This window comes from Pseudarthrobacter sp. L1SW (assembly GCF_020809045.1).
Taxonomy (GTDB): domain Bacteria; phylum Actinomycetota; class Actinomycetes; order Actinomycetales; family Micrococcaceae; genus Arthrobacter.
This window is the reverse complement of the sequence record NZ_CP078079.1, coordinates 1766106-1788864: the sequence shown is the minus strand read 5'-3', so window position 1 is coordinate 1788864 and position 22759 is coordinate 1766106. Positions and strand designations below refer to the sequence as shown.

Annotated in this window: 20 protein-coding genes, 1 tRNA gene and 2 pseudogenes; 7 read left to right on the top strand and 16 right to left on the bottom strand. The window is 63.5% G+C overall.

Annotated elements, in window-relative coordinates; genetic code table 11:
• The first annotated feature begins 142 nt into the window (after positions 1–142).
• The 3 genes and pseudogenes from KTR40_RS08225 to KTR40_RS19010 all read left to right on the top strand — a co-directional run bounded on the left by KTR40_RS08225 (position 143) and on the right by KTR40_RS19010 (position 1616).
• On the top strand, positions 143–391 hold the full coding sequence (locus KTR40_RS08225) for a hypothetical protein (RefSeq protein WP_228405825.1): 249 nt from the start codon (positions 143–145) through the stop codon (positions 389–391).
• A 347-nt stretch (positions 392–738) separates the two neighbouring features.
• Positions 739–1131, top strand: a pseudogene (locus tag KTR40_RS19110) (transposase); the annotation flags it as partial.
• A gap of 74 nt (positions 1132–1205) precedes the next feature.
• Positions 1206–1616 (top strand): transposase, encoded by a 411-nt coding sequence (locus KTR40_RS19010; protein ID WP_255708799.1) that lies wholly within the window; start codon positions 1206–1208, stop codon positions 1614–1616.
• A gap of 16 nt (positions 1617–1632) precedes the next feature.
• On the opposite strand, the gene KTR40_RS08215 is transcribed toward KTR40_RS19010, so the two are convergent.
• From KTR40_RS08215 to KTR40_RS08190, 6 genes are all read right to left on the bottom strand, one after another.
• Positions 1633–1914, bottom strand: a complete 282-nt coding sequence (locus KTR40_RS08215) for a hypothetical protein (protein ID WP_228405824.1) — start codon at positions 1912–1914, stop codon at positions 1633–1635.
• Between the two features lie 321 nt (positions 1915–2235).
• The gene (locus KTR40_RS08210) at positions 2236–2604 is read right to left on the bottom strand and encodes a type II toxin-antitoxin system death-on-curing family toxin (protein WP_228405823.1); all 369 of its coding nucleotides are present in this window, start codon (positions 2602–2604) and stop codon (positions 2236–2238) included.
• Positions 2601–2807 (bottom strand): ribbon-helix-helix protein, CopG family, encoded by a 207-nt coding sequence (locus tag KTR40_RS08205; protein ID WP_228405822.1) that lies wholly within the window; start codon positions 2805–2807, stop codon positions 2601–2603. Before KTR40_RS08205 ends, KTR40_RS08210 begins: the two co-directional genes overlap by 4 nt.
• A gap of 251 nt (positions 2808–3058) precedes the next feature.
• Positions 3059–3865 carry an AAA family ATPase gene (locus KTR40_RS08200; protein ID WP_228405821.1) on the bottom strand — a complete coding sequence of 269 codons (807 nt, stop codon included), beginning with the start codon at positions 3863–3865 and terminating at the stop codon, positions 3059–3061.
• A gap of 2 nt (positions 3866–3867) precedes the next feature.
• On the bottom strand, positions 3868–5250 hold the full coding sequence (locus KTR40_RS08195) for a Mu transposase C-terminal domain-containing protein (RefSeq protein WP_081459914.1): 1383 nt from the start codon (positions 5248–5250) through the stop codon (positions 3868–3870).
• A gap of 6 nt (positions 5251–5256) precedes the next feature.
• A complete protein-coding gene (locus KTR40_RS08190) occupies positions 5257–5853 on the bottom strand; it encodes a recombinase family protein (protein ID WP_013603067.1) in 597 nt (198 codons plus the stop codon).
• Between the two features lie 392 nt (positions 5854–6245).
• On the opposite strand from KTR40_RS08190, the gene KTR40_RS08185 reads away from it, so the two are divergent.
• The 3 genes and pseudogenes from KTR40_RS08185 to KTR40_RS19105 form a co-directional block, all read left to right on the top strand.
• Positions 6246–6833: an RNA polymerase sigma factor gene (locus KTR40_RS08185; RefSeq protein WP_141002454.1), complete on the top strand. Its 588-nt coding sequence runs from the start codon at positions 6246–6248 to the stop codon at positions 6831–6833.
• On the top strand, positions 6830–7591 hold the full coding sequence (locus KTR40_RS08180) for a hypothetical protein (RefSeq protein WP_013603065.1): 762 nt from the start codon (positions 6830–6832) through the stop codon (positions 7589–7591). The genes KTR40_RS08185 and KTR40_RS08180 overlap by 4 nt, the downstream gene beginning before the upstream one ends.
• A 65-nt stretch (positions 7592–7656) precedes the next feature.
• Positions 7657–7740 (top strand): annotated as a pseudogene (locus KTR40_RS19105) (ATP-binding protein); the annotation flags it as partial.
• A 334-nt stretch (positions 7741–8074) separates the two neighbouring features.
• On the opposite strand, the gene KTR40_RS08175 reads toward KTR40_RS19105, so the two are convergent.
• The 4 genes from KTR40_RS08175 to KTR40_RS08160 form a co-directional block, all read right to left on the bottom strand.
• Positions 8075–8425 (bottom strand): hypothetical protein, encoded by a 351-nt coding sequence (locus KTR40_RS08175; protein ID WP_228405820.1) that lies wholly within the window; start codon positions 8423–8425, stop codon positions 8075–8077.
• Between the two features lie 89 nt (positions 8426–8514).
• Positions 8515–8847, bottom strand: a complete 333-nt coding sequence (locus KTR40_RS08170) for a hypothetical protein (RefSeq protein ID WP_228405819.1) — start codon at positions 8845–8847, stop codon at positions 8515–8517.
• A 196-nt stretch (positions 8848–9043) separates the two neighbouring features.
• The gene (locus tag KTR40_RS08165; RefSeq protein ID WP_228405818.1) at positions 9044–9415 is read right to left on the bottom strand and encodes a hypothetical protein; all 372 of its coding nucleotides are present in this window, start codon (positions 9413–9415) and stop codon (positions 9044–9046) included.
• A 987-nt stretch (positions 9416–10402) separates the two neighbouring features.
• A tRNA-Leu gene (locus KTR40_RS08160) sits at positions 10403–10484 on the bottom strand.
• Between the two features lie 204 nt (positions 10485–10688).
• Here KTR40_RS08160 and KTR40_RS08155 point away from each other — a divergent pair.
• The gene (locus KTR40_RS08155; RefSeq protein ID WP_013600767.1) at positions 10689–11294 is read left to right on the top strand and encodes an ANTAR domain-containing response regulator; all 606 of its coding nucleotides are present in this window, start codon (positions 10689–10691) and stop codon (positions 11292–11294) included.
• A gap of 142 nt (positions 11295–11436) precedes the next feature.
• Here the strand turns inward: KTR40_RS08155 and pyk are convergent, their stop codons facing one another.
• From pyk to trpB, 6 genes are all read right to left on the bottom strand, one after another.
• Complete coding sequence (gene pyk, locus KTR40_RS08150; protein ID WP_139028961.1) at positions 11437–12927, bottom strand: pyruvate kinase; 1491 nt, start codon at positions 12925–12927, stop codon at positions 11437–11439.
• 62 nt (positions 12928–12989) lie between these two features.
• Entirely contained in the window at positions 12990–14447 is a 1458-nt protein-coding gene (locus tag KTR40_RS08145; protein ID WP_139028960.1) for a glutamate synthase subunit beta, read from the bottom strand.
• A complete protein-coding gene (gene gltB, locus KTR40_RS08140; RefSeq protein WP_139028959.1) occupies positions 14440–19053 on the bottom strand; it encodes a glutamate synthase large subunit in 4614 nt (1537 codons plus the stop codon). The genes KTR40_RS08145 and gltB overlap by 8 nt, the downstream gene beginning before the upstream one ends.
• 264 nt (positions 19054–19317) lie before the next feature.
• Positions 19318–20472 (bottom strand): prolipoprotein diacylglyceryl transferase, encoded by a 1155-nt coding sequence (gene lgt, locus KTR40_RS08135; RefSeq protein WP_228405817.1) that lies wholly within the window; start codon positions 20470–20472, stop codon positions 19318–19320.
• A 3-nt stretch (positions 20473–20475) separates the two neighbouring features.
• A complete protein-coding gene (gene trpA / locus KTR40_RS08130) occupies positions 20476–21321 on the bottom strand; it encodes a tryptophan synthase subunit alpha (protein WP_228405816.1) in 846 nt (281 codons plus the stop codon).
• Positions 21318–22658, bottom strand: coding sequence for a tryptophan synthase subunit beta (trpB, locus tag KTR40_RS08125; protein ID WP_228405815.1), 1341 nt, complete (start codon positions 22656–22658; stop codon positions 21318–21320). The genes trpA and trpB overlap by 4 nt, the downstream gene beginning before the upstream one ends.
• Positions 22659–22759: the final 101 nt, after the last annotated feature.

Genomic DNA, 22759 nt, shown 5'->3' with positions numbered 1-22759 from the left:
GAGAATGAACGAATTAGTGAAGTTCAGGTGCCAAGGGAGTTTGACACTCGTGGGTTGGGACACAGTCGTACACCCTTCGTCGTGCTCGATGCCTGCGAAACCCGAAGGGCGCAAGATTTCCTCAGGCGAGTATGCTACAGCCATGACGAACTCGACTAACTCGAAGTCAACGCCGCGAACGACAGCGTGGAACACGTACTATCCGTGGGCGCTTGCCCTGTACCTTATCGTGAGCGTCTTCTTGCTCATCCTCATCGTTGTGAGTTGGCTCCCCGCGCCCGAGCTTTCTGGCGTTCCTGCCTCACCCCCGCTCATTCCCGGACTTCTCGGGCTGTTTTTCTTCGTCATGGCCGGTCGGCAGATCTATCTGCGCGGCGAGTCGCAACGCTGACCAGTACGCATCGCGGCTGCAAATTTGCGCGTAGGACGACATGAATGACAGTCTGAGCGATCTTCACGCCTCGTACGTGTGAACCGCCGTCCACGACGCCGCTCGTCTTAGAACGTCAGCCAACGTCGCACGCACCCGTGAAGATGGATTTGAACCACTGAATCCAAGAGGGCTTGATCATCCGCGAAGAGCCAGCGTGTGACCGGCTCTCGTTCTTTGAATCGACCCCGCAGGCTCCGCGCCGTGCCCGCTCGACGAGCCGGCTGCGGGACCAGCTCGTCGACGCTGTCATCCGCTCCGGCAGGGCAGTATCGGAGACAGCTGCCGGGTTCGCCGTCCCCTGGTGGATGGTCCGTGCTGGGGTCACCGAGACCTGCGTGCTGCAGTTGCCCGACGTGGACAAGCTCAGCCCGCGGATGCTGGGCATCGATGAACACCGGTTCCGGTCCGTGCGCTACTTCCAGGAGCCGACCACGAAGGCATGGACCCGGTTCGAACCATGGATGACAACGATCGTGGATCTGGACACCGGCCAAGTCCTCGGCGTGGTAGACGACCGAGACCACAAGGGTGTCGGGGACTGGCTCTTCGCCCGACCACCGAAATGGCGCCTGGCGGTCCAGGTCGTCGCGATCGACCCCTCAGCGGCATTCCGGAAAGCGTTGCGGATGTGGCTTCCCCGCACGGCGGTCGCCGTTGATCACTTTCACCTGATCTCGGTGGCCAACCAGGCAATGACCGAGACCCGGCAGAACCTCTCCCAGCAGGTCAAGGGCCGCCGGGGCCGGGCCATCGACAAAGCCTGGGCCCACCCATGCTCCAGCTGCGTGACGGCGACAACCTCAGCTGCAGGGCCACCCTACGACTCGAGGAAGTCTTCACACTGGACGACCCAACAGACACGCTCCGGGCCGTCTGGAAAGTCAAGGAACAGCTCCGAGTCGTGCTTCGCACCGGCTCCCTGGAAGACGCCGCAGAGGCCAGGAAGGTACTCGAGGAGCTGGTCAAGGCAGCCGCACGGCCGGAGACGAACAGGCTCTACCGCACCGTCTGCCGGTGGTGGAAAGAGATCGAGGTGCTGATCATCACCGGCGCCACTACCGGCAAGGTGGAGGCCAACAACACAGCGATCAAGAACATCAAGCGAACCGCCCGCGGCTACCGCAACGCCGCCAACTACAAATCGGTTATTCTCTTGAGAAGTGCCGTCCGGACGGCGGCATGACGCTCATTCCAAGGATTCATTTCCCCACGAACCACGAAGAGCCCGCAAAGGTACCCAGCAGCTCCGCTGTCCCGTCATAATCCGCATTGCCACCCTCGGCTCGTCGATACGCCCGGTACTCGTTCACGACGTTGATGACGCTGTTGTAGTGAGAACCTGTAGAGAAGATAGAGTCGATGATGCAGAGAGCCAGGCTGTGCGGGTAGCCATCGCCTGTAATCCACTGGGTCTCATCATGGACGATTCCGCGGCATACCTCGGTCAGCTTTTCTTCTTCAGCAATGAAGTCAGTCGTCACTGTCGGACTCTAGCAAGTCTGAGGCGACATCCTTGGAATCAGCAGCTGTACAAGCAACGTTTGTTTGCGGCCGAATATGCCAGAAACCCCGGCACCGCGATGTGGAAAATGTCAAGCTTTGTCAGCACTACTCACGCCAACAAGCCTCTGACCTGCGGAAACACTGTGCCCGAGGTGGGACTCGAACTGCATTCCAGCCCTTGAATCCACTGGGAACTCGCGAAAACATGCGGAATCCAAGCCAGTCCGAAGGCTGTTTTGCCCAGTACGAGACGAAAAGTGTGGACAATGTCCACACCTTCTGTCAGGGGCGCTGGAGGACTACCGGGGCACCAGATGCCTGGAAATCTCGGCGGCAGCGTTCGGCAGGCCGATAGTGCCGGCGGCGACTCCGACGACGAGGTCGAAGCCTTCATCCGTTGTGAAGTCATGCCGGTAACCATTGATCCACAGCAGCAGCACCATAAGCGTCCACGCCGTCCGCTTGTTGCCATCAATGAGTGGATGGAACCGAGCGACCGACTCCAACAAGGCTGCCGCCTTCACCGCGAGTTCCGGATAGGCTTCCGCACCCATGACAGTCGTAGCCGGCCTGGCCAATGCCGAGGCCAACAACCCGACATCACGGATATGAAAGCCGTACCGATCGACTACCTGAAGTGCATCCTCAACGTCCAGGTACGCTGTCACGCGTCTTCAAGGCGCTTCAGCAGATCAGCGTCATGACTCATAACAAAATCAAGGCCCTCACTGATTTCACGCCGGTGCGCGTGGCGCTGCAGAACCAGCTCGGCTCCCTGCAACAGAAGCGCGGACTTGGACGTATGTTCCTCGGCAGCCAACTTCTCCAGCCGCCGATCGAGGTCTACAGGGACGCGGAGATTCATAGCCATGCCTCCATGGTACCAAGACGGTACCCTGCCTAACACTGGCTGCCCGCGTGCGAAAGCTATAACCTGCCAGTTTCAGTGTCTCGAAAAGCTGTTGTTTTTCGACACACTGGCACCTGTCTCATAACTAAGGACGAGTACTCGATTTTCGCCAGAAGGTTATGAAACATAGTTATGAGAATCGCGTTTGCCATCGCCTGTCCGGGTGTGGATGTTGGCGTTAGGTGGCGGCTTTTTGTGTTCGCTCTTTGTCGCTAGTTGCCGATGACGAGGATGCTTGCTGCTGCTTCTACGACGTCGTCGGTGATGGTTTCGAGTTGGTTGATTTTTAGGACGCGTGTGATCTGTGGGAATAGCCGTTCGAGGAGCCGGAAGTTGCCGCGGGTGATGCGTTCTACTGCGGCGATTGCCTGGGCGTCGGTGAAGTCGTCCGGGTCGAGGGTGCGGCCGAGGCGTTTCCAGTGTCGGTCCAGAACGAAGAGGAGCTCGTCTCTGCCGAGGGCGCGGTATCGGTGGGAGAAGCCGAGGCGGCTGTATAGCTGGGGGTAGTGCCGGAATCGTTGGTCTATGCCGGGCATGCCGATGAGGATCATCGGCAGGTGGGTTCGGTCGTGGTTGTCACGGAGGAGTTCAAGGGCTGTCGCGTTGAGGCGTTCGGCTTCGTCGATGATGAGCAGCTCCACGAGCGTGGTGACTCTGTTCATTGAGCGTGGTGCGGCATCGAGTTTGTGTAGGTGTTCGTCGATGCACGAGCCGATTCTCACCTGGTATCGGTGTATGTCTTCCATGAGTGTTTTGGGACGGCAGAGTACGTCCGGGGTGTAGAAGACGGCGCGGGAGCGGTTGGCCAGGCTGTAGTGCTTTTCGTCCTGATCGCCGCGTGGTCCCCACTCGGTGATGTACGGCTCAAGGTCATCCCAGTTTGCGTAGCGGCGCGCGGAGAGTGTTTTACCCACCCCGGCGTCCCCGTGGCAGATTCCTATTGTTCGTTCTTTTCGGACTGCGTTGGCGAACTCGTTGAAGCGTCGGTGTTCCTTGGTGACGATGAATGTGGGGTTCATCATTAGTCCTCTTCGTAGGTGCGCAGTCGGCGCCTTCGCCGTACTGGTTCAGTGATGCGCGGTTCGTCACGGCTGGTGACTGATGGAATGCGGTCGTTGATGGTGCGGCGCAGTTCTCTCCGGCGCGCTCTGCGTGCGGCCTCGATGTCACGCAGGCTCAAACGAAGGTTGGGGTGATCTTCGTCAATGGCGACGCAGACGAAGGTGTCGTGGTCATAGACGCGGATCTCGGATACGTCCCGCGGGTCGTATCGGATGGTGACGGTTTGCCCCACGAAGGGCGCCAGAGTGGGCGAGAGGTAGCGCTGGCCTTGAAAGTGGATGCCGTCGCGTTGCACGGTTCGGTTCTTTGGAACTGTCAGGAGGAGTCCGTCGAGGTCCTCCAGGGATTCGGGCATCCGGGGAAGCCAACCGTCCGCGACCCAAGCATCGCGTGGTGAGACACCAAGTTCGCTGTGGGGCCGGTCGTTGTAGGCGGCGACGAAGCTTCCGATGGCGCGATCCAGTCCCGGGAGATCGAGTGTGGGTTGTGGTTTCCTGTTGCCCGCTCCCAGATGCCCGGGGAGGGTAGGAAGAACCTCGGTGTTTATGGTTCCGAAGAACCGTTCGATCTTTCCTCTGCCCTGGGGACGGCCGATGGTCGAGTGGATGATGCGGACGTGCAGCTCGATGGCGGTGCGTTCGAGGTGGTGGCTGGTGAAGTCGGAGCCGTGGTCCACGTGCAGGATGTCGGGCAGCCCGCACATTGCCCAGCTGGGGTCGCTCTTGCGCCAGATGGCCTGCCGGAGTGCCAGGGCCGTGTTCAGTGCTGATGGTGCACCGGTGAAGATGGTGTAGCCACAGAGCGCCCGGGAGTAATCGTCGATCACTGTCGTCAGCCATGGCCGGTCGGGTTTACCGGTGGCGCCGCTAATGAGGATGTCGAGTTGGGTGTGGTCCGCTTGCCATATCTGGTTGGGCCGGTCGGCGCGGCGGCGAAGGACAAGTTCATGCCGGTCCCGATAGGATGCGGGACCTTCAAGAGCCAGGGTCACCAGGGCAGGGTCGAGTGCTTGGACTATCCCGCGGACAACGGAGTAGCTCGGCGCCAGCGCACCTCTTCTGCCCGCTTCGGCCACGGCGAGTCTGTGCAGCGTTGCCATGCTCGGGCGGGGCTTCGTCAGTGCAAGTCCCTCGATAAACCTAACCATTCCTGGGTCTAAGCGCCGCGTGCCGGCATCGGCGCGCGGTCCCAGGTCGAGAGCACCCGCACCACCAGCCCGGTAGAGCCGAAGCCAACGTTGAAGAGTACGGGTGCTGATCCCGGTTTCACGGGCGAGGGCGGCAAGGGGAATCTGGTCCTCGACGTGAAGTCGAAGGACTCTCCAGCGCTCTTCGCCGGTCAGGAACACCTACATCGTGATGCCCTCGCGCGCGGCGAAGGCTTGCTGGTGGCGGTAAAGAGTCGCACGGCTCCAGCCCACGAGGCGGGCCGCGTCCTCGGCGGTGCGTCCCTTCTCCCGGGCATCCTGCGCGATCGCCAGCTTGTCCGCAATGACAAGCGGATCCGTCAGCGGCCGGCCAAAGCGTGTTCCGTTCTGCCTGGCAGCGGCGATGCCGGCATTGACTCGCTCGACGATCAGCTCGCGCTCATACTCGGCCAACGTGGCGAGCATGTTAAGCATCAGCCGGCCCGTCGAGGTCGCTGGGTCAATACCGTCTGAGATGGATCGGACCTGGACGCCGCGTTCTCTCAGCAGGTTCACGGTGTTTAGCACGTCGATCAATGACCGGCCCAGCCGATCGACCCGCCACACCACGACGGTGTCGCCCTCCTCTGCGTACTCGAGGAGCCTCTTCATCCCGGGCCGCTCGATCGCCGTCCTACTTCCGGAGGTCACGTCGGCGAAAACGTCGCGCTTCTGCACGCCGGCGGAGACGAGTGCGTCGAGCTGCAGCTGGGCATCCTGGCTCGACGTACTCACCCGCGTATAACCCAACTGCCTCATTAGGCCATTCTGGCTCAGAAAGTCCGTCACGGGCCACCGCTGAGACGATTTATAGTGAGACGCGTTTCCGAGACATAGGCGAGCCCGGCTTCTCAGCCAGCTGCTAACCCTCCTCAGGTCCATACCAATGTCTTGAAAAGCTTTTGATTTTCAAGACACTAGGCAGCTAAGAGCTGCGGCCGGCGTCCGTTTGCCGCACCTCATCGGGCAGTTTCTCGGGGGAGCCATACGGGAAGCATCCAGAGTCGGAATGACACGGGTCTCCTGAGCCAGCGGTTTCCCCTCCGGCCCGCCGGAGAGGACCGGCTAACGGGACGACTTGCGGACAAAGACTTTCGGGATGTTTTTCGGTTTGGTGAAACCTTTTTGGGTGTTCCCGGACAATACAGTGCATGGGGACAGTTAATTCTGCGGACGAAGAGCTATGGGCGCGTAGTCTTGCCGGCGATAGCGCCGCGTTCTCCGCGCTGTACCGTCGGCACCGAGACCGAGTCTTTCGTCACGCGTACCGCATTTCCGTAGGCCACCACACTGCCGAGGACGTTACGGCTACGGCATTCCTTGAGCTATGGCGTTTAAGAAACAAAGTCCGACTGGTCGACGGGTCGATACTTCCTTGGTTGTTGGTCACCACCGTCAACGTGGCCCGGAACAACAGCCGAGCCCTCCGGCGACACCAAAAACTCGTTGAATCGCTTCCGCGGTCGGAGGACGCGCCGGATGTGATGGAGGAATTCTTCGCCGGAAGTCCCCAGGATGCCTTGAATAAGGAACTGTCTGAGGCCCTGCGATCACTCAACCTCACGGACCGGCAACTCGTCAGTCTCGTGGTGTTCGAGGGTTACACCCTCGCCTCGGCTGCCAAGTTGTTGGCTATCACGCCCTCGGCAGCAAAAACGCGCATGCACAGGGCCCGTCAACGGATGAAACTCTCCGTCGAGCACTCTTACGTTCCCGCGATGGAAGGAAATCAGTCATGAATGGACTGCACTTCGATGAACGGTTCAGTGATGCTTTAGAGGCAGAGCTGGTCACTCGCGTGCAACAGGCCGCCCCCGGCAAATCCCGAAGTGGTGCTCGGCTGTGGGGCGCCGGGATAGTAGCCGGCGTGGCCGTCCTTGGCGGCGTTGGTGCCGCTGCAGCAGGGATCCTCGTCCTACCAGGGGGCGAAAAAGTAACCCCGCTGGGATCAACCGTTGAGGGAACATACACTGGCCAAGCGACCATCGACCTCGGAACAGCGCCGGAAGGAGCAACCGGAGTACGCGTGGAACTCATATGCCTGAGCACGGGCAATTTCACGTACCCGGACGGCGCCTCCAGCAATTGCACCCAGAAAGACATCGGCGGCGAAGCTAGCGACGCCATATATACCGTGAAATATGCCGCTGGAATGGAACGCTTCACCATCGTCACGGAACCGGACACACGATGGAAACTCACCGCGAAGTACGTCCACGAGGAAATCATCGAGTGGGCACGTAACGCAAAAGGCGAAACCTATGGCGTGATCAATGAACGCGGCGAACCAGACCTCATCGCCGTCGCAGCCACCACAGGACAGTCCGGCTACGTCTACAAAAACGATCTCAAGGAAGCCAGCGGCAATGTAGAGGGGAAAACATTCAGCAGTCCTGAAGAGGCTATGGCCTGGATCGACTCGCACCGGGGGAAGCCCATCCCGGTGTATGACAAAGAGGGCGAAACAAAAGTCGGAGAATTCATCAGCGGCCGGTGACCTGCTGATCCGACCTCAGCCTTCATCCGCGTCCGTTTAGGGCACCCTGCGGACATCGCGAACCCCGCGTACTCAGGATCAACCAACTCGAAACCATCACCGATGACGTCGTGGACGCAGCAGCAAGCGTCCTCGTCATCGGGAACTAGCGACACAGAGCGAAAACAGAACGCCGCCACCTAACGGACAAGTCCACATGTCCGGGATCCGCGCAGGATCGTGTGTCGGTGCAGGTCATGCGACTGTTCGCGCGTTGCGACGTCTCGTTTCCCAAGGGTTTCGAGACGGTACGGGGCGTTAGCGTTTAGGCACGGTTTCGCGGGCCGGGCATACGGGATCCAAGAACTCCCCGCTGCGGGTAACTGGGAGAGCTCAGGTCGTGGCTCGGCAAAGGGACCGGCTAGCGCGCTGGGTGGAGCGAATGAGGACAGCGCTCCGATGCAGATCTAGCCTCTCGAAATCTCGGAAATTTGAGATCGGAAGTTAGCTGGGCTCACTGTTCCTCAAAATTTGCAACAGTTCATCAGGGGGCTCAGGGATGCGGCGGTCCGTGGGCACGCCCACCCAAACGATCCCGTGTTGATCAGGACGGCTGGTGGCACGGCCAATTGGCTCGGCCATGTTTATGGCCACATCACGGGCGAAGCCCTCAATGGTGCCATCCGCTGCTCTTGAGCCAAACGTGAGCCGACGTCCCAGCACCACCGCGGGGTCAATAGTTCGGCGATACACAACGCAGACTGTGGCCGGCCCGTCCTCCCAGTAACCGAGAATATTCAGCTCATCCGCCCAGTAGCGATCAATTTCCCTAACGATGTGTCCAGCTAAATCCATGATCCATTCTTTACCGTAACAGCTGGGTGCTCGAGGTCGTCCCGTGGAGCGCTAGTCTCCCTAGGGATTCCAGGTGTTGACAGCTCGGGCTACTTCGACCTGAAGAAGATGGTCTCTGTGGTCGCGTCTTCGATTGCAGGCTTTCCGTAGATCAATGCATAGCGGGAATACGGCTCTACCTGACGGTCTTTGGACGTATGGTGATCCTCCCAGCGAAGGAAGACCTCGAAGGGATTTCCTTGTGCCTTACTTGTTGCCCACGCGATAACGTCAGTGACCTCTCTGGCGTCCCCGACGTCCCATTCATCAATAAGCCAGGCGAAATTCACGGCTGGCGGTGGGAACCAGAAACGCACTCTATAGATCGGAGATAGATCGCCCCCTCCGACAGAGTCATTCGGATCAGCCTGTACGGTACGCATGGGCCGAGCCTACGCCCAAAGCCGGAAGTAGCTGCCCCTCGCGCCATCCCCTCATGGGCAGCTGCAGCCTGCTTCGAACTGAGGCGATGTGTCTCAAAACCGGGATGCCTCGAATCCCTAGGGATTCGAGACGCCGAGGTTATGAGACCGGGACAATCGAGCTTCCCGCTAACTGATCCCCATCGCACAACTCGAACTATCCCGGAACCGTGATTAGCAGAGGCTCGATGCGGGCTGCGCACGATGCCCGAATTAAGAGCTTCTCCGCGGCGGAGACGCGATTGTTCTTTCCCGTGTCATCGCACCAGTCAACGTCGTGAGGGTACGCCTCCACGGCCGCCTTCCTAGGGGTGGCGCTGGACGGCACTTGAAAAGAGTAGGTGAAACCGCCAGCATCATTCATCGGCGCGGTTGTACTGATGATCCGCTTGCCTCCCGCGTCTGTGACGTTCACATCGATCTCAGCGTTTTCGCCGTAGCTGGGATCGCACTCGGAGTCCTGAGCCTCGACGGTCACGGTCTCGCCGATTGCAGCGCTCGATGGGATCACGGAGTAAGGAGGTGGCATGCAGGGAGGTTCCGGGGATTCCCCAATAGTGGATCGACTGCAGCCAGCAAGTACGACAGTTCCTCCGAGCACACATGCGGTAAGAAACGCTGCCGGACGCCGACTGAGCCCGAGGCGTGGCTTCGGGAACTGGGCCTTCATTTCCTCATTATGAGGAAGACCCAACCCCCTTGCGCCAAAGTTGCATATCCGTCGCTATATCGTTGTCGACCAGACCAGACTGAACCCCGGTGCGACATGGTCGGAACTGAATCTACGGCTACGAACCATGAAACCGCTCCGCCCCGCAAACCGTCGGCACCGCAACCAACGATCCCGCTACGGGATCCTCTAAGGGCAATCGAATCTGCCAACTCCCTGTGTCTAGAAACCTCAGCGCCTCGAATCCCTAGGGTTTCGAGACAACCGGGCAGCAGCGAAGCTGGCCTGACTGCCTCTTACACCTGCAGAGGGGGCCTCCGAAGGTGTAGATGTTCGGGCGCTTGAAGCACCGCCATTCATGGCAGTAAACCACTCCATCGCAGCCACATTGAGCAGGCACATGATCAAAAGGTTTATGTCCTGACCTGACATCAGGACTCACGCCCTCACTGCCGCCAACAAAGCAGACGTAAGTGTGGACACTGTCCACACCCTCTTTGGCAGGACAAAGCGCAGGGCGGGACTCTCGCGGGCACGCCTAAGACCGCCTCCCAAAGGCGTCCGATAGCGACATCGACTAAGTCATGTTGTCCCCGCTCCCCCGATGCATGAACAGGTGTATGCCACCCCGGGCCCACCCGACAAAACCGGAAGGAGGAAACGCAAGAACCCACTCACAGCAGGCGGAAGACCCACTAGCCAGGGACTTGGACCCGCCACCCCACACACGTGAATAGGCTCCGCGGCAGCCAGGCCAAAGCCCGCCCCCCTAGCGTCAGAGGCGCCCCAGCGCAAGCTATGTCAACACGTCAAAGCAAAAAGCCCCTCTGACGAGGGGATATGCTGTGCCCGAGGTGGGACTCGAACCCACACACCTTTCGATACCGCATTTTGAGTGCGGCGCGTCTGCCAATTCCGCCACTCGGGCGCGGAATACATGAAGGGGAATCGGTACGCCCACAGCTGATTGTGAGCAACGCGATCGCTTCACGTACGCGGAATTACTCTACATCCAGATAGGCTGAATTCCAGAATCGCGCCGCCGACGCCGCAACCGACCATGCAGATCAAGTACAGGACCGGGCGCACCTAAGATAGTGATGTCCCCGCCGTACCTTTCCAAGGAGATCCCGTGACTGAACAGACGGAGTCAAAACCCACGTCCCAGCCAGCGCGCCGCGTCATTGTGGCGGAGGATGAAACCCTCATCCGCCTCGACATCATTGAAATCCTGCGCGGCGAAGGCTACGACGTCATCGGCGAAGCAGACAACGGCGAGAAGGCCGTCCAGCTCGCGGAGGAACTGAAGCCGGACCTGGTCCTGATGGACGTTAAGATGCCCGTCATGGACGGCATCTCGGCCGCAGAAAAGATCGTCAAGGCCCGCATCGCCCCCGTGGTGCTGCTGACGGCGTTCAGCCAGAAAGAGCTCGTTGAGCGTGCCCGCGACGCCGGCGCCATGGCCTACGTCGTAAAGCCGTTCACCCCCGCGGACCTCATCCCGGCGCTGGAGATCGCACTCTCCCGCCACGAGGAAATCAAGGCCCTCGAAAGCGAGGTCTCCGACCTCCAGGAGCAGTTCGCCACCCGCAAGCTCGTGGAGCGCGCCAAGAGCCTCCTCACCACCAAGATGGGCCTCACGGAGCCGGAAGCCTTCCGGTGGATCCAGAAGACCTCCATGGACCGCCGACTCAGCATGCGCGAAGTCGCCGAAACGATCATCAACCAGGTCAACTAAACCTCGGCAGCCCGGCAGGTAACGCACGACGACGGCCTGGCGGGTTCCTGCCAGCCGGCACCGCCCGCCGGCCGCCAAAACAAACAAAAAAAGGACCCCTGCCAACCGGCAGGGGTCCTTTTGCGTCAGGAACTCAGAAAGCCTAGGCCTTCTTCTTTTTTTCCGGCCAGGGGCCGAGCTTTTCCTTGTTGCTGGCTGCTTCGCCGCCGCGGGTGGAGTCAGCGAGGTCGCCCACTTTGTGCACCTTCAGCGAGTTGGTGGAGCCTGCCTTTCCGGGAGGCGAACCGGCAGCGATGACCACCAGGTCACCGTCCTCAACGAGGTTCATCTCCAGCAAGCTTCGGTCAACTTGCGCGGTCATTTCGTCGGTGTGGTCCACCATCTGGACCAGCACCGGCTGGATGCCCCAGGTCAGCGCCAGCTGGTTCCAGACCTGCTCCACCGGGGTGAAGGCGAACACCGGCTTGATGGGCCGCAAGCGGGACAGGCGGCGGGCGGAGTCGCCGGACTGGGTGAACGCACAGATGTACTTGGCGTCCAGCTGGTCGGCGATTTCGACGGCGGCACGAGTGATGGCGCCGCCACGGGTCTTGGGCTTGGTCCCCAGCGGGGGGACGCGCTCCAGGCCGTGGACCTCGGTGGATTCGATGATCCGGGCCATGACCTTGACGGTCTCGATCGGGTACTTGCCCACGCTGGTCTCGCCGGAGAGCATGACGGCGTCCGCACCGTCCAGCACGGCGTTGGCGCAGTCGGATGCCTCGGCGCGGGTGGGGCGCGGGTTGTCGATCATGGATTCCAGGACCTGGGTTGCCACGATGACCGGCTTGGCCCAGCGGCGGGCCAGTTCGATGGCACGCTTCTGGACAATCGGCACTTCCTCCAGCGGAAGCTCCACGCCCAGGTCGCCACGGGCCACCATGATGGCGTCGAACGCGTCGATGATCTCGGGCAGCTGCTCAACAGCCTGCGGCTTCTCGATCTTGGCGATGACCGGCACGCGGCGGCCTTCCTCGTCCATGATCTCGTGCACGCGGGTGATGTCGGATGCGTCCCGCACGAAGGACAGTGCCACCAGGTCGACGCCGCGGCGCATGGCCCAGCGGAGGTCGTCCTCATCCTTCTCGCTCAGCGCAGGCACGTTGACGGCCACGCCCGGAAGGTTGATGCCCTTGTTGTTGGACACCATGCCGCCCACGGTCACCTCGGCGACCACCTTGACGTCGTCGACGGCCGTGGCACGCAGCGCCACCTTGCCGTCGTCGATCAGCAGCGCGTCGCCCACGTTGACGTCTTCGGTGAGGCTCTTCAGCGTGGTGGAGCAGATGTCCTTGGTGCCGGGAACGTCCTCGGTGGTGATGGTGAAGGTGTCACCGACGGCGAGGGCATGCGGTCCGTCAACGAAACGGCCCAGGCGGATCTTGGGACCCTGCAGGTCGGCCATGATGGCCACGGCCTTGCCGAGATCCGCAGCCGCCTTCCGGACGTTCTCGTAGGTGTTGTCATGCACGGAGTAGTCGCCGTGGCTCATATTCATACGGGCAACGTCAACACCGGCTTCCAGCACCGCGAGGGTGTTCTCGTAGCTGGCGATGGCCGGGCCGAACGTAGCCACAATTTTTGCGCGTCTCATATACCTACCCTATTGGTCTCTTGCATTGGTTAGTTGTCGTGCAGGTGAACCTTCGATGCTGCCTAGAGCACAGCGATGGCGCGGTCCGTGGGAGCCACGGGGGCGGGAAGGATGGTGCTCCCCATCAGGAACTTGTCCACCGCTGCAGCCGCGGCCCGGCCCTCGGCGATGGCCCACACAATAAGGGACTGCCCGCGTCCGGCGTCACCGGCCACGAAGACGCCCTCGGTGTTGGTCATGTAGTAACCGTCCCGGGACACGTTGCCGCGGCCGTCGAATTCCGCGTGCACCTGTTCGGTGATGCCGGCGGGCTCGGCGCCGGTGAAACCCAGCGACAGGAACACCAGGTCCGCAGGGATGATCCGCTCCGTACCGGCCTTGGGCAGGCGCTTGCCGTCCACGAATTCGGTCTCTGCAACCTTGACGCCGGTCAGCTTGCCGTTCTCGCCCACGAACTCCACGGTGGAGGCAAGGTACGTGCGCTCACCGCCTTCCTCGTGGGCGCTGGCAACCTCGAAGAGGTTCGGGAACGTGGGCCACGGCTGGTGGCTGGCACGCTCGGCCGGCGGCTGCTTGCCGATGGCAAGCGTGGTCACCGATGCTGCACCGTGCCGGTGCGCGGTGCCCAGGCAGTCCGCTCCGGTGTCGCCGCCGCCGAGGATCACCACATGCTTGCCCTGCGCGTGGATCTGGTTTTCGACCTGCTCCCCCGCCACGGCGCGGTTGGCCGGGACCAGGTAGTCCATGGCGAAGTGGACGCCCTCAAGGTCGCGGCCCGGGATGGGCAGGTCGCGCGGGACGGTGGCGCCCGTGCAGACCACGACGGCGTCATAGCGCCGGCGCAGCTGCTCCCAGGTCACGTCCGTTCCCACGGCAACGCCGGTCCGGAAGCGGGTGCCTTCCGCCTTCATCTGCTCGACGCGGCGGTCCACCTGCTCCTTTTCCATCTTGAAGTCAGGGATGCCGTACCGCAGCAGCCCGCCGATCTTGTCGTCGCGTTCGTACACGGCAACGGTGTGGCCCACGCGCGTGAGCTGCTGGGCAACCGCCAGGCCGGCGGGTCCGGAACCCACAACGGCCACGGTCTTGCCGGTCAGGCGTGCGGGCGGCAGGGGCTCCACCCAGCCGTTGTCCCACGCCTCATCGATGATGGAGACTTCCACCTGCTTGATGGTCACGGCCGGCTGGTTGATCCCCAGGACGCAGGACGCTTCGCAGGGTGCGGGGCACAGGCGGCCGGTGAACTCCGGGAAGTTGTTCGTGGCGTGCAGGCGCTCGATTGCTTCCTCGCCCTTGTCCCGCCACATCAGGTCGTTCCACTCGGGAATGAGGTTGCCCAGCGGGCAGCCCTGGTGGCAGAACGGGATGCCGCAGTCCATGCAGCGGCCGGCCTGGGCCTTTAGCGTGCCCTTTTCCTGCGCCTCGTACACTTCCTTCCAGTCCATGATGCGGACGGGAACGGGACGGCGCGGCTGGGTTTCACGCTGGCGTACTTTCAGAAATCCGCGTGGATCAGCCACCGGTCACCTCCAGGATTCGAGACCATACTTCTTCGCCGTCGGGGTCCAGGCCCTCTTCGATGGCGTCGAGACGGGTTTGCAGCACCGCCGCGTAGTCGCGCGGCAGCACCTTGGTAATGCGGGCAGCGGCGTCATCGAAGTTCTCGAGGAGGCGCGCAGCCAGCTGGGAATCAGTTTCTTCCACGTGCTTGACCAGCAGGCCGTGCACGATGTCGCGGTCCTCGGCGTCCAGCTCGCGAAGCTGGAGTTCGCCGGACTGCAGGGCTTCCTTGTTCACCCGGGCCGTGTCCAGGTCCAGGACGTAGGCGGTGCCGCCGGACATGCCGGCGCCGAAGTTCCGCCCGGTACGTCCGATGATCAGCGTCTGGCCGCCGGTCATGTACTCGCAGCCATGGTCGCCAATGCCTTCGACGACGGCGGTGGCACCTGAGTTGCGGACCAGGAAGCGTTCGCCCACCTGGCCGCGCAGGAACATCTCGCCGCTGGTGGCGCCGTAGCCGATCACGTTCCCGGCGATGACATTCGTCTCCGCCTTGAACACGTTGGTCCGGTCCGGGCGGACGATGATGCGCCCGCCGGAGAGGCCCTTGCCCACGTAGTCGTTCGAGTCGCCGAACAGCCGCAGCGTGATGCCTGCGGGCAGGAAGGCGCCCAGTGATTGGCCGGCGGTGCCGCTGAGGGTGATGTCGATGGTGTCCGTGGCCAGGACATCCGTGCCGAACGTCTTGGTGACCACATGGCCCAGCATGGTGCCCACCGAGCGGTCGGTGTTAATGACGTCGACGGCGATCCTCACCGGGCTGCGGTCGGTCAGCGCTTCCGTGGCCATGGTGATCAGGCGCTGGTCGAAGTGCTTGTCCAGCTCGTGGTTCTGGCCGGTCAGGTTCCGCAGCGGGGCGTCGTCGTCGAACTCCAGCCCGTGCAGGATGGGGTCCAGGTCCAGGCCGTCGGCCTTCCAGTGGTTGACGGCGTCCCGGGCGTCGAGGACCTCGGCGTGGCCGATTGCCTCCTCGAGGCTGCGGAAGCCCAGTTCTGCCAGGATTTCACGGACTTCCTCGGCCAGGAACTCGAAGAAGTTGACCACGAACTCCGGCTTGCCGGTGAAGCGGGCACGCAGCTCGGGGTTCTGCGTCGCAACGCCCACCGGGCAGGTGTCCAGGTGGCAGACGCGCATCATGATGCAGCCTTCCACCACCAGCGGGGCGGTGGCGAAGCCGAACTCCTCGCCGCCCAGCAGCGCGGCGATGACAACGTCGCGGCCGGTCTTGAGCTGGCCGTCCACCTGCACCACCACGCGGTCGCGCAGGCCGTTGAGCATCAGCGTCTGCTGGGTCTCGGCCAGGCCGAGCTCCCACGGGACACCGGCGTGCTTCAGCGAGTTCAGCGGCGAGGCGCCCGTTCCGCCGTCGTGGCCGGAGACCAGTACGACGTCGGCCTTCGCCTTGGTCACACCGGCGGCAACTGTGCCGATGCCCACCTCGGAGACGAGCTTGACGTGCACCCGGGCCGAGGGGTTGGCGCGCTTGGCATCATAGATGAGCTGCGCGAGGTCCTCGATGGAGTAGATGTCGTGGTGCGGGGGCGGGGAAATAAGTCCGACGCCGGGGGTCGAGTGGCGGGTGCGGGCCACCCACGGGTAGACCTTCTGCGCCATCAGCTGGCCGCCCTCGCCGGGCTTGGCGCCCTGGGCCATCTTGATCTGGATGTCGTCGGCGTTGGTCAGGTAGAGGCTGGTGACGCCGAAGCGGCCGGACGCAATCTGCTTGACGGCGGAACGGCGCTTCGGGTCGAGCAGGCGGTCCACGTCCTCGCCGCCCTCGCCGGTGTTGGACTTGCCGCCCAGCTGGTTCATGGCGATGGCCAGCGTCTCGTGGGCCTCCTGGGAGATGGAGCCGTAGCTCATGGCACCCGTGGAGAACCGCTTGACGATGCTGGAGACCGGCTCCACTTCCTCGAGCGGAACGGCAGGACGCTCGTTCTTGAACTTGAGGAGGCCGCGGAGGGTCATCAGGTTCTGCGACTGGTCGTCCACGCCGCGGGTGTAGGCCTTGAAGATGTCGTAGCGGCGCTCACGCGTGGCGTGCTGCAGCCGGAAGACGGTCTCCGGGTTGAACAGGTGGGGTTCGCCGTCGCGCCGCCACTGGTACTCGCCGCCGCCCAGCAACGGGCGGTGGGGCTGCTCGATGCCGCCTTCGGGGTAGGCCATCTGGTGGCGCGCCGAAACCTCGGCGGCAATGACGTCCAGGCCCACTCCGCCAAGCTGCGAGTGCGTGCCGGCGAAGAATTCGTCCACGAGGTCCTGGCCCAGGCCCAGCGCCTCGAAGGTCTGCGCACCGGTGTAGGAGGCCACCGTGGAGATGCCCATCTTCGACATGATCTTCAGGACGCCCTTGCCGAGGCCCTTGATCAGGTTGTAGACGCCGTCCTGCGGGGTGACCCCGGTGACGTCGCCCGCGGCAATGAGCTGCTCCACGGATTCCATGGCCAGGTACGGGTTGACGGCCGAAGCGCCATAGCCAATCAGGACAGCGACGTGGTGCGTCTCGCGGACGTCGCCGGCCTCGACCACCAGTGCGGTCTTGGTGCGGTTGGCGCTGCGGAGCAGGTGGTGGTGCACGGCGCTGACGAGCAGCAGCGATGGGATGGGCGCCCACTGCGCGTTGGAATCGCGGTCGGACAGCACCACGTACTGCACGCCGCGGTTGATGGCGCCGGAGACCTGCTCGCAGATCTCGGTGAGCCGGGCACGCAGCGCGTTCTCGCCGCCCTCGGGGCGGTAAAGCCCACGGACCTTCATGGCCACGCGGTTACCGTCGGCGTCCTCGATGTTGGCGATCTTGGCGAGCTGGTCATTGTTGATCACCGGGAACGGCAGCTGGACCTGGGGCTGGCGGACCTGCTTGGTGTCCAGGAGGTTGCCGTTGGGGCCGATGGCACAGGTCAGCGAGGTGACCAGCTCTTCGCGGATGGCATCCAGCGGCGGGTTGGTCACCTGCGCGAAGGACTGCACGAAGTAGTCGAAGAGCAGGCGGGGGCGCTTGGACAGCACGGCTACCGGGGTGTCCGAGCCCATGGCGCCCAGCGGTTCCGCGCCGGTGCGGGCCATCGGGCCGAGCAGGATCTTCAGTTCCTCTGTGGTGTAGCCGAAGGTGCGCTGGCGGATGTTCACCGAAGCAGCGGTGTGGACCACGTGCTCGCGCTCGGGGAGCTCGTTGAGGTCGATCAGGTTGTCCTTGACCCACTCCGCCCACGGGTTGGCTGCGGCGACTTCGGCCTTGACCTCTTCATCATCGATGATGCGGCCGGCCTCGGTGTCCACCAGGAACATCTTGCCCGGGGAAACGCGGCCCTTCTTAACAACCTTGGAGGGTTCGACGTCGATCACGCCCACCTCGGAGGCGAAGACGATCAGGCCGTCCTCGGTGATCCAGAACCGGCCGGGGCGCAGGCCGTTGCGGTCCAGGGTGGCACCCACGAGGTTGCCGTCGGTGAAGGAAACGGCGGCAGGGCCGTCCCACGGTTCCATCAGGAGGGAGTGGTACTCGTAGAACGCTCGGCGGGCCGGATCCATGGTGGCGTGGTTTTCCCATGCCTCGGGGATCATCATCATGATGGAATGCGTGATGGGGCGGCCGGACAGCCACAGCAGCTCGGCTACCTCGTCGAAGGACGCGGAGTCCGACGCACCCGGCGTGCAGATGGGGTACAGCTCTTCCGGCGTATCACCCAGCAGCGGGTTCGCGAGCTGGGACTGGCGGGCGCGCATCCAGTTCCGGTTGCCCTTGACGGTGTTGATTTCACCGTTGTGGGCGATGGTGCGGAACGGCTGCGCCAGCGGCCACGACGGGAAGGTGTTGGTGGAGAAGCGCGAGTGGACGATCGCCAGCTTGGTCTTGAAGCGCTTGTCGGAGAGGTCCGGGTAGAACGGCTCCAGCTGGGCGGTGGTGAGCATGCCCTTGTAGACGATGGTGCGCGAGGACAGCGACGGGAAGTACACACCAAACTTGTTCTGGGCACGCTTACGGATCCGCCAGGCACGGGAATCAAGCTCGTTGCGGTCCAGTTCCTCGCCGGTGGCGGAGGCCAGGAAGGGCTGGGAGAAGTAGGGCATGCAGGCGCGGGCCATGGCACCGACCAGGTCGGCGACGATCGGCACCTCGCGCCAGCCGAGGACCTTCAGGCCCTCGTCAGCTGCGAGGCCCTCGATACCTGCCTTGGCGGCGTCGGCCTCGCGCTGCTCGGCGGGCAGGAAAGCGGTGCCGGCCACGTACTGGCCGGGAGCGGGAAGTTCGAACTCCGTGACCGCACGGAAGAACTCATCGGGGATCTGCATGAGGAGGCCGGCACCGTCACCGGTACCCTCGTCCGCGCCCACGGCACCGCGGTGCTCGAGGTTGCGCAAGGCGGTCAGGGCGGCATCGACGATGTCGTAGCCCGGTTCACCCCGGAGGGTGGCGATAATCGCAAGACCGCAGGCGTCCTTCTCCTGCTCCGGGTTGTAGAGCCCGTGTGCCTCCGGCAGGGCTGCGAAGCGCTTGAACGGCGACATGGCAGCCTCAGGCTGATCCGGTTCGGACCAGCTGGGAGTGTGAAGAGTTTGGGTCATGGGAGACGTCCTTCCTCCTGATCGTGCGTATGGAAGGGACACCGTTGGCCCCACTCGTCGGGCGCCGCTCACATGGGCACAACAAAGTGTTATTTACTGGAAATTGTAGGTCAGCGTGGCCTGCTGAACTAACAGTTACGCAGGCCCCTGCCCCGGGCAACACCAGGCAGCATGTCCATGCTGTCCGGGGCGGCCCCGCTGCCACGACGCTGTGGTGATTGGGCGCTTCGAGCGGTGGCTCTGCTGCCCTGCCTGGCCCGCGCGCTACTTGGTAGTGCCGGCTTCCGGCGCGCTTCCTGTGGCTGTGCTGCCGGACTTTCCGGCAACTGTTGCGTCCGGTCCGGGCGTGGGGCCCGCCGGCGCAGCCGCGGCCTCTTCCGTTGGAACGGAAGCATGCCGGGAACCGCTTTGGTTATCAGGGAGATTATCACGCGATTCACTATCTGAGACAACAGGGTCCGGATCACGGACCTCATCCGAGGCCTGCAGGGCCTCCTTGCCGTCACCCTCCCCGGCAGGCTCCCGGCCCGGAAGATAAGGGCTGTCCGGCTCTGTCCGCTTCTTCATTCCAAGCAGGATGAACGCCACGAGCGCGGCCAGGAACACGAAGATGCTGGTCCACACGTTCAGGCGGGTGGTGATGCCGAACAGGGAGATCTGCTCGGCGTCGTCAATGCGCATCGCCTCGATCCAGACCCGGCCCAGGGTGTAGTACATGGCGTAGAGCCAGAAGAGCCTGCTGCGGCGGAAGTTGAACTTCCGGTCCAGGGCGAGCAGGATGACGACGCCGGCCAGGTTCCACAGCGATTCGTACAGGAACGTGGGGTGGAACAGGGTGTCCGCGGGGGTTCCGGCGGGAAAGTTCGGGTTGTCGGCGTCGATCTGCAGGCCCCACGGCAGGGTGGTGGGCCCGCCGAAGAGTTCCTGGTTGAAGTAGTTGCCCCAGCGGCCTACGGCCTGGGCCAGCAGCAGTCCGGGGGCTGCAGCATCCAGGAAGGCGCTGAGCTTGACGCCGCTGCGGCGGCAGCCGATCCACGCGCCTACAACGCCGAGGACCACGGCACCCCAGATGCCCAGGCCGCCGCGCTGGATCTGCGGGATCAGGGACAGGTCGCCGGTGCCGTCAAAGCCAGGGCCGAAGTAGGCGTCGGGCGAGGAGACCACGTGGTACAGGCGGCCGCCGATGATGCCGAAGGGGATGGCCCAGACCACGATGTCCCAGACGCTTCCTTCAGGTGCTCCGCGCTTGGCCCAGCGGACGGAGGTGAGCCAGAGGCCCACCACGATGCCGGCCAGGATGCACAGGGCGTAGGCGTGGATGCGCAGCGTTCCCCACGGCAGGGGGATGTCGAAGCCGGACCAGTCCGGGCTCGGGATGCTGGCCGGCACCATTGCTGCTGCCTGGAGGAGGGTCTGCATGGCCTAGGCTTCTTCCTCTGTCAGTCCGGTGTCACGGCTCAGTCCGGTGTCACGGCTCAGTCCGGTGCTGAGGTCCTTGGTGAGGGCGGCAACTGCGTCCACCCCGCCGTCGCGGATTGCGGCCACCAGTGCGGTGCCCACAATGACGCCTTCGGCGTAGGCGGCGATCTCGCGGACCTGGTCCGCGTTGGACACGCCCAGTCCTACGCACACCCGTTCGGCGCCGGCCGCGTGCGCGGCCGCCACCACGTCCTTTGCAGCGCTGCTGACGGACGTCCGCGCGCCGGTGACGCCCATGATGGACACGGCGTAGACGAAGCCGCGGCTCGCGTCCACGGTGCGCTGCATGCGCTCGGCAGTGGAGGACGGCGCCACGAGGAACACCCGGTCCAGTCCGTATTTGTCCGATGCTTCCATCCATTCGGCTGCTTCGTCGGGGATGAGGTCAGGGGTGATGAGCCCTGCTCCCCCGGCTTCGTGCAGGCGGCGCGAGAACTCGTCGACACCCAACCGGACCACAGGGTTCCAGTAGGTCATCACCAGCACGGCGGCGTCGGTCTTGCTGGTGATGCCGGCTACCACGTCAAAAACCTGGCGGACGGAGAAGCCCTTCGCGAGGGCCTCGGTAGTGGCTGCCTGGATGACCTGGCCGTCCATAACGGGGTCGGAGTAGGGAATGCCGATCTCGATCAGGTCGGCACCGTTTTCGGCCAGGGCGATGCCTGCCGCGATGGTCTCCTCCACGCTCGGGTAGCCTGCGGGGAGGTAGCCGATCAGGGCTGCGCGGCCTTCAGCGCGGGCCTTGTCGATGGCTGCCGCCGACTTGCTGGTGGTCTGTGCAGTGGTCACAGCTGCTCCCCCTCTTTGCCGATTTCCGACTCGGCGGAATCCTTGTCCAACAGGTCGAACCATTCGGCTGCGGTGGCAACGTCCTTGTCCCCGCGCCCGGAAAGGTTCACGATGATGATCTTGTCCTGCGCCGAACCACCGGCCTCGGCGGCTTCGGCAGCCAGCCGCTGGCCCACCTTGATGGCGCCGGCCAGGGCGTGCGAGGACTCGATGGCGGGGATGATGCCCTCCGTGCGGCACAGCAGCCGGAAGGATTCCATGGCCTCGCTGTCCGTGATGGGCTCGTAGCTCACGCGGCCGATGTCCGCGAGGTAGGAGTGCTCCGGGCCCACGCCGGGGTAGTCGAGGCCAGCCGAGATCGAGTGGGACTCGATGGTCTGGCCGTCGTCGTCCTGCATCAGGTAGGACCGGGCACCGTGGAGGACGCCGGGCTTGCCGAGGGTGATGGTGGCAGCGTGGCGTCCGGTGTCCACGCCGTCGCCGCCTGCTTCGAAGCCGTAGATCCGCACTGACGGATCGTCCAGGAAACCGTGGAAGATGCCGATGGCGTTGGAGCCGCCGCCGATGCACGCGCAGACGGCGTCCGGGAGCCGACCGGCCTGTTCGAGGATCTGGGCGCGCGCTTCCTCGCCGATGACCTCGTGGAAGTAGCGGACCATGGCGGGGAACGGGTGCGCCCCGGCCGCGGTGCCCAGCAGGTAGTGGGTGTTGTCCACGTTGGCCACCCAGTCGCGCAGGGCGTCGTTGATGGCGTCCTTGAGGGTCTGCGAGCCGCTGGTCACTGGAACGACTGTGGCGCCGAGCAGTTCCATCCGGGCCACATTGAGCGCCTGGCGGCGGCAGTCCTCAGCGCCCATGTAGACAACGCATTCCAGGCCCATCAGGGCGGCGGCGGTGGCGCTGGCCACGCCGTGCTGGCCGGCGCCGGTCTCGGCGATGACGCGCGTCTTGCCCATGCGCTTGGCCAGCAGCGCCTGGCCCAGGACGTTATTGATCTTGTGCGAACCGGTGTGGTTCAGGTCCTCGCGCTTGAGGAACACCCGGACTCCCCCGGCGTGCTCGGAGAAGCGCTTGGCTTCGGTAAGCAGCGACGGCCTGCCGGAATAGTTCTTGTTGAGGTCCGCGATCTGCGCCTGGAACTCGGGGTCGTCCTTGGCCTTGTTGAACGTCTCCTCAAGTTCGTCCAGGGCGGCGATCAGGGATTCGGGCATCCAGCGTCCGCCGTAGCTGCCGAAATACGGCCCGGGGGCGTGCTTGAGGGACCCGCCCTGCAGGAATGCTTCCGCGGCGTTGTTGTCGGTATCGTTGTCGGCGTTGCCGGAGGGCGCTTCAGCCATCAGTCCCGTCCTGTTCCAGTTGGTCGTGCAAAAAGTGGTTGTCCCGGCGGGGGCAGCCCGCCGGGCGTGTTCGACGGGCGGGGATCGGTGCCCGCCCGTCT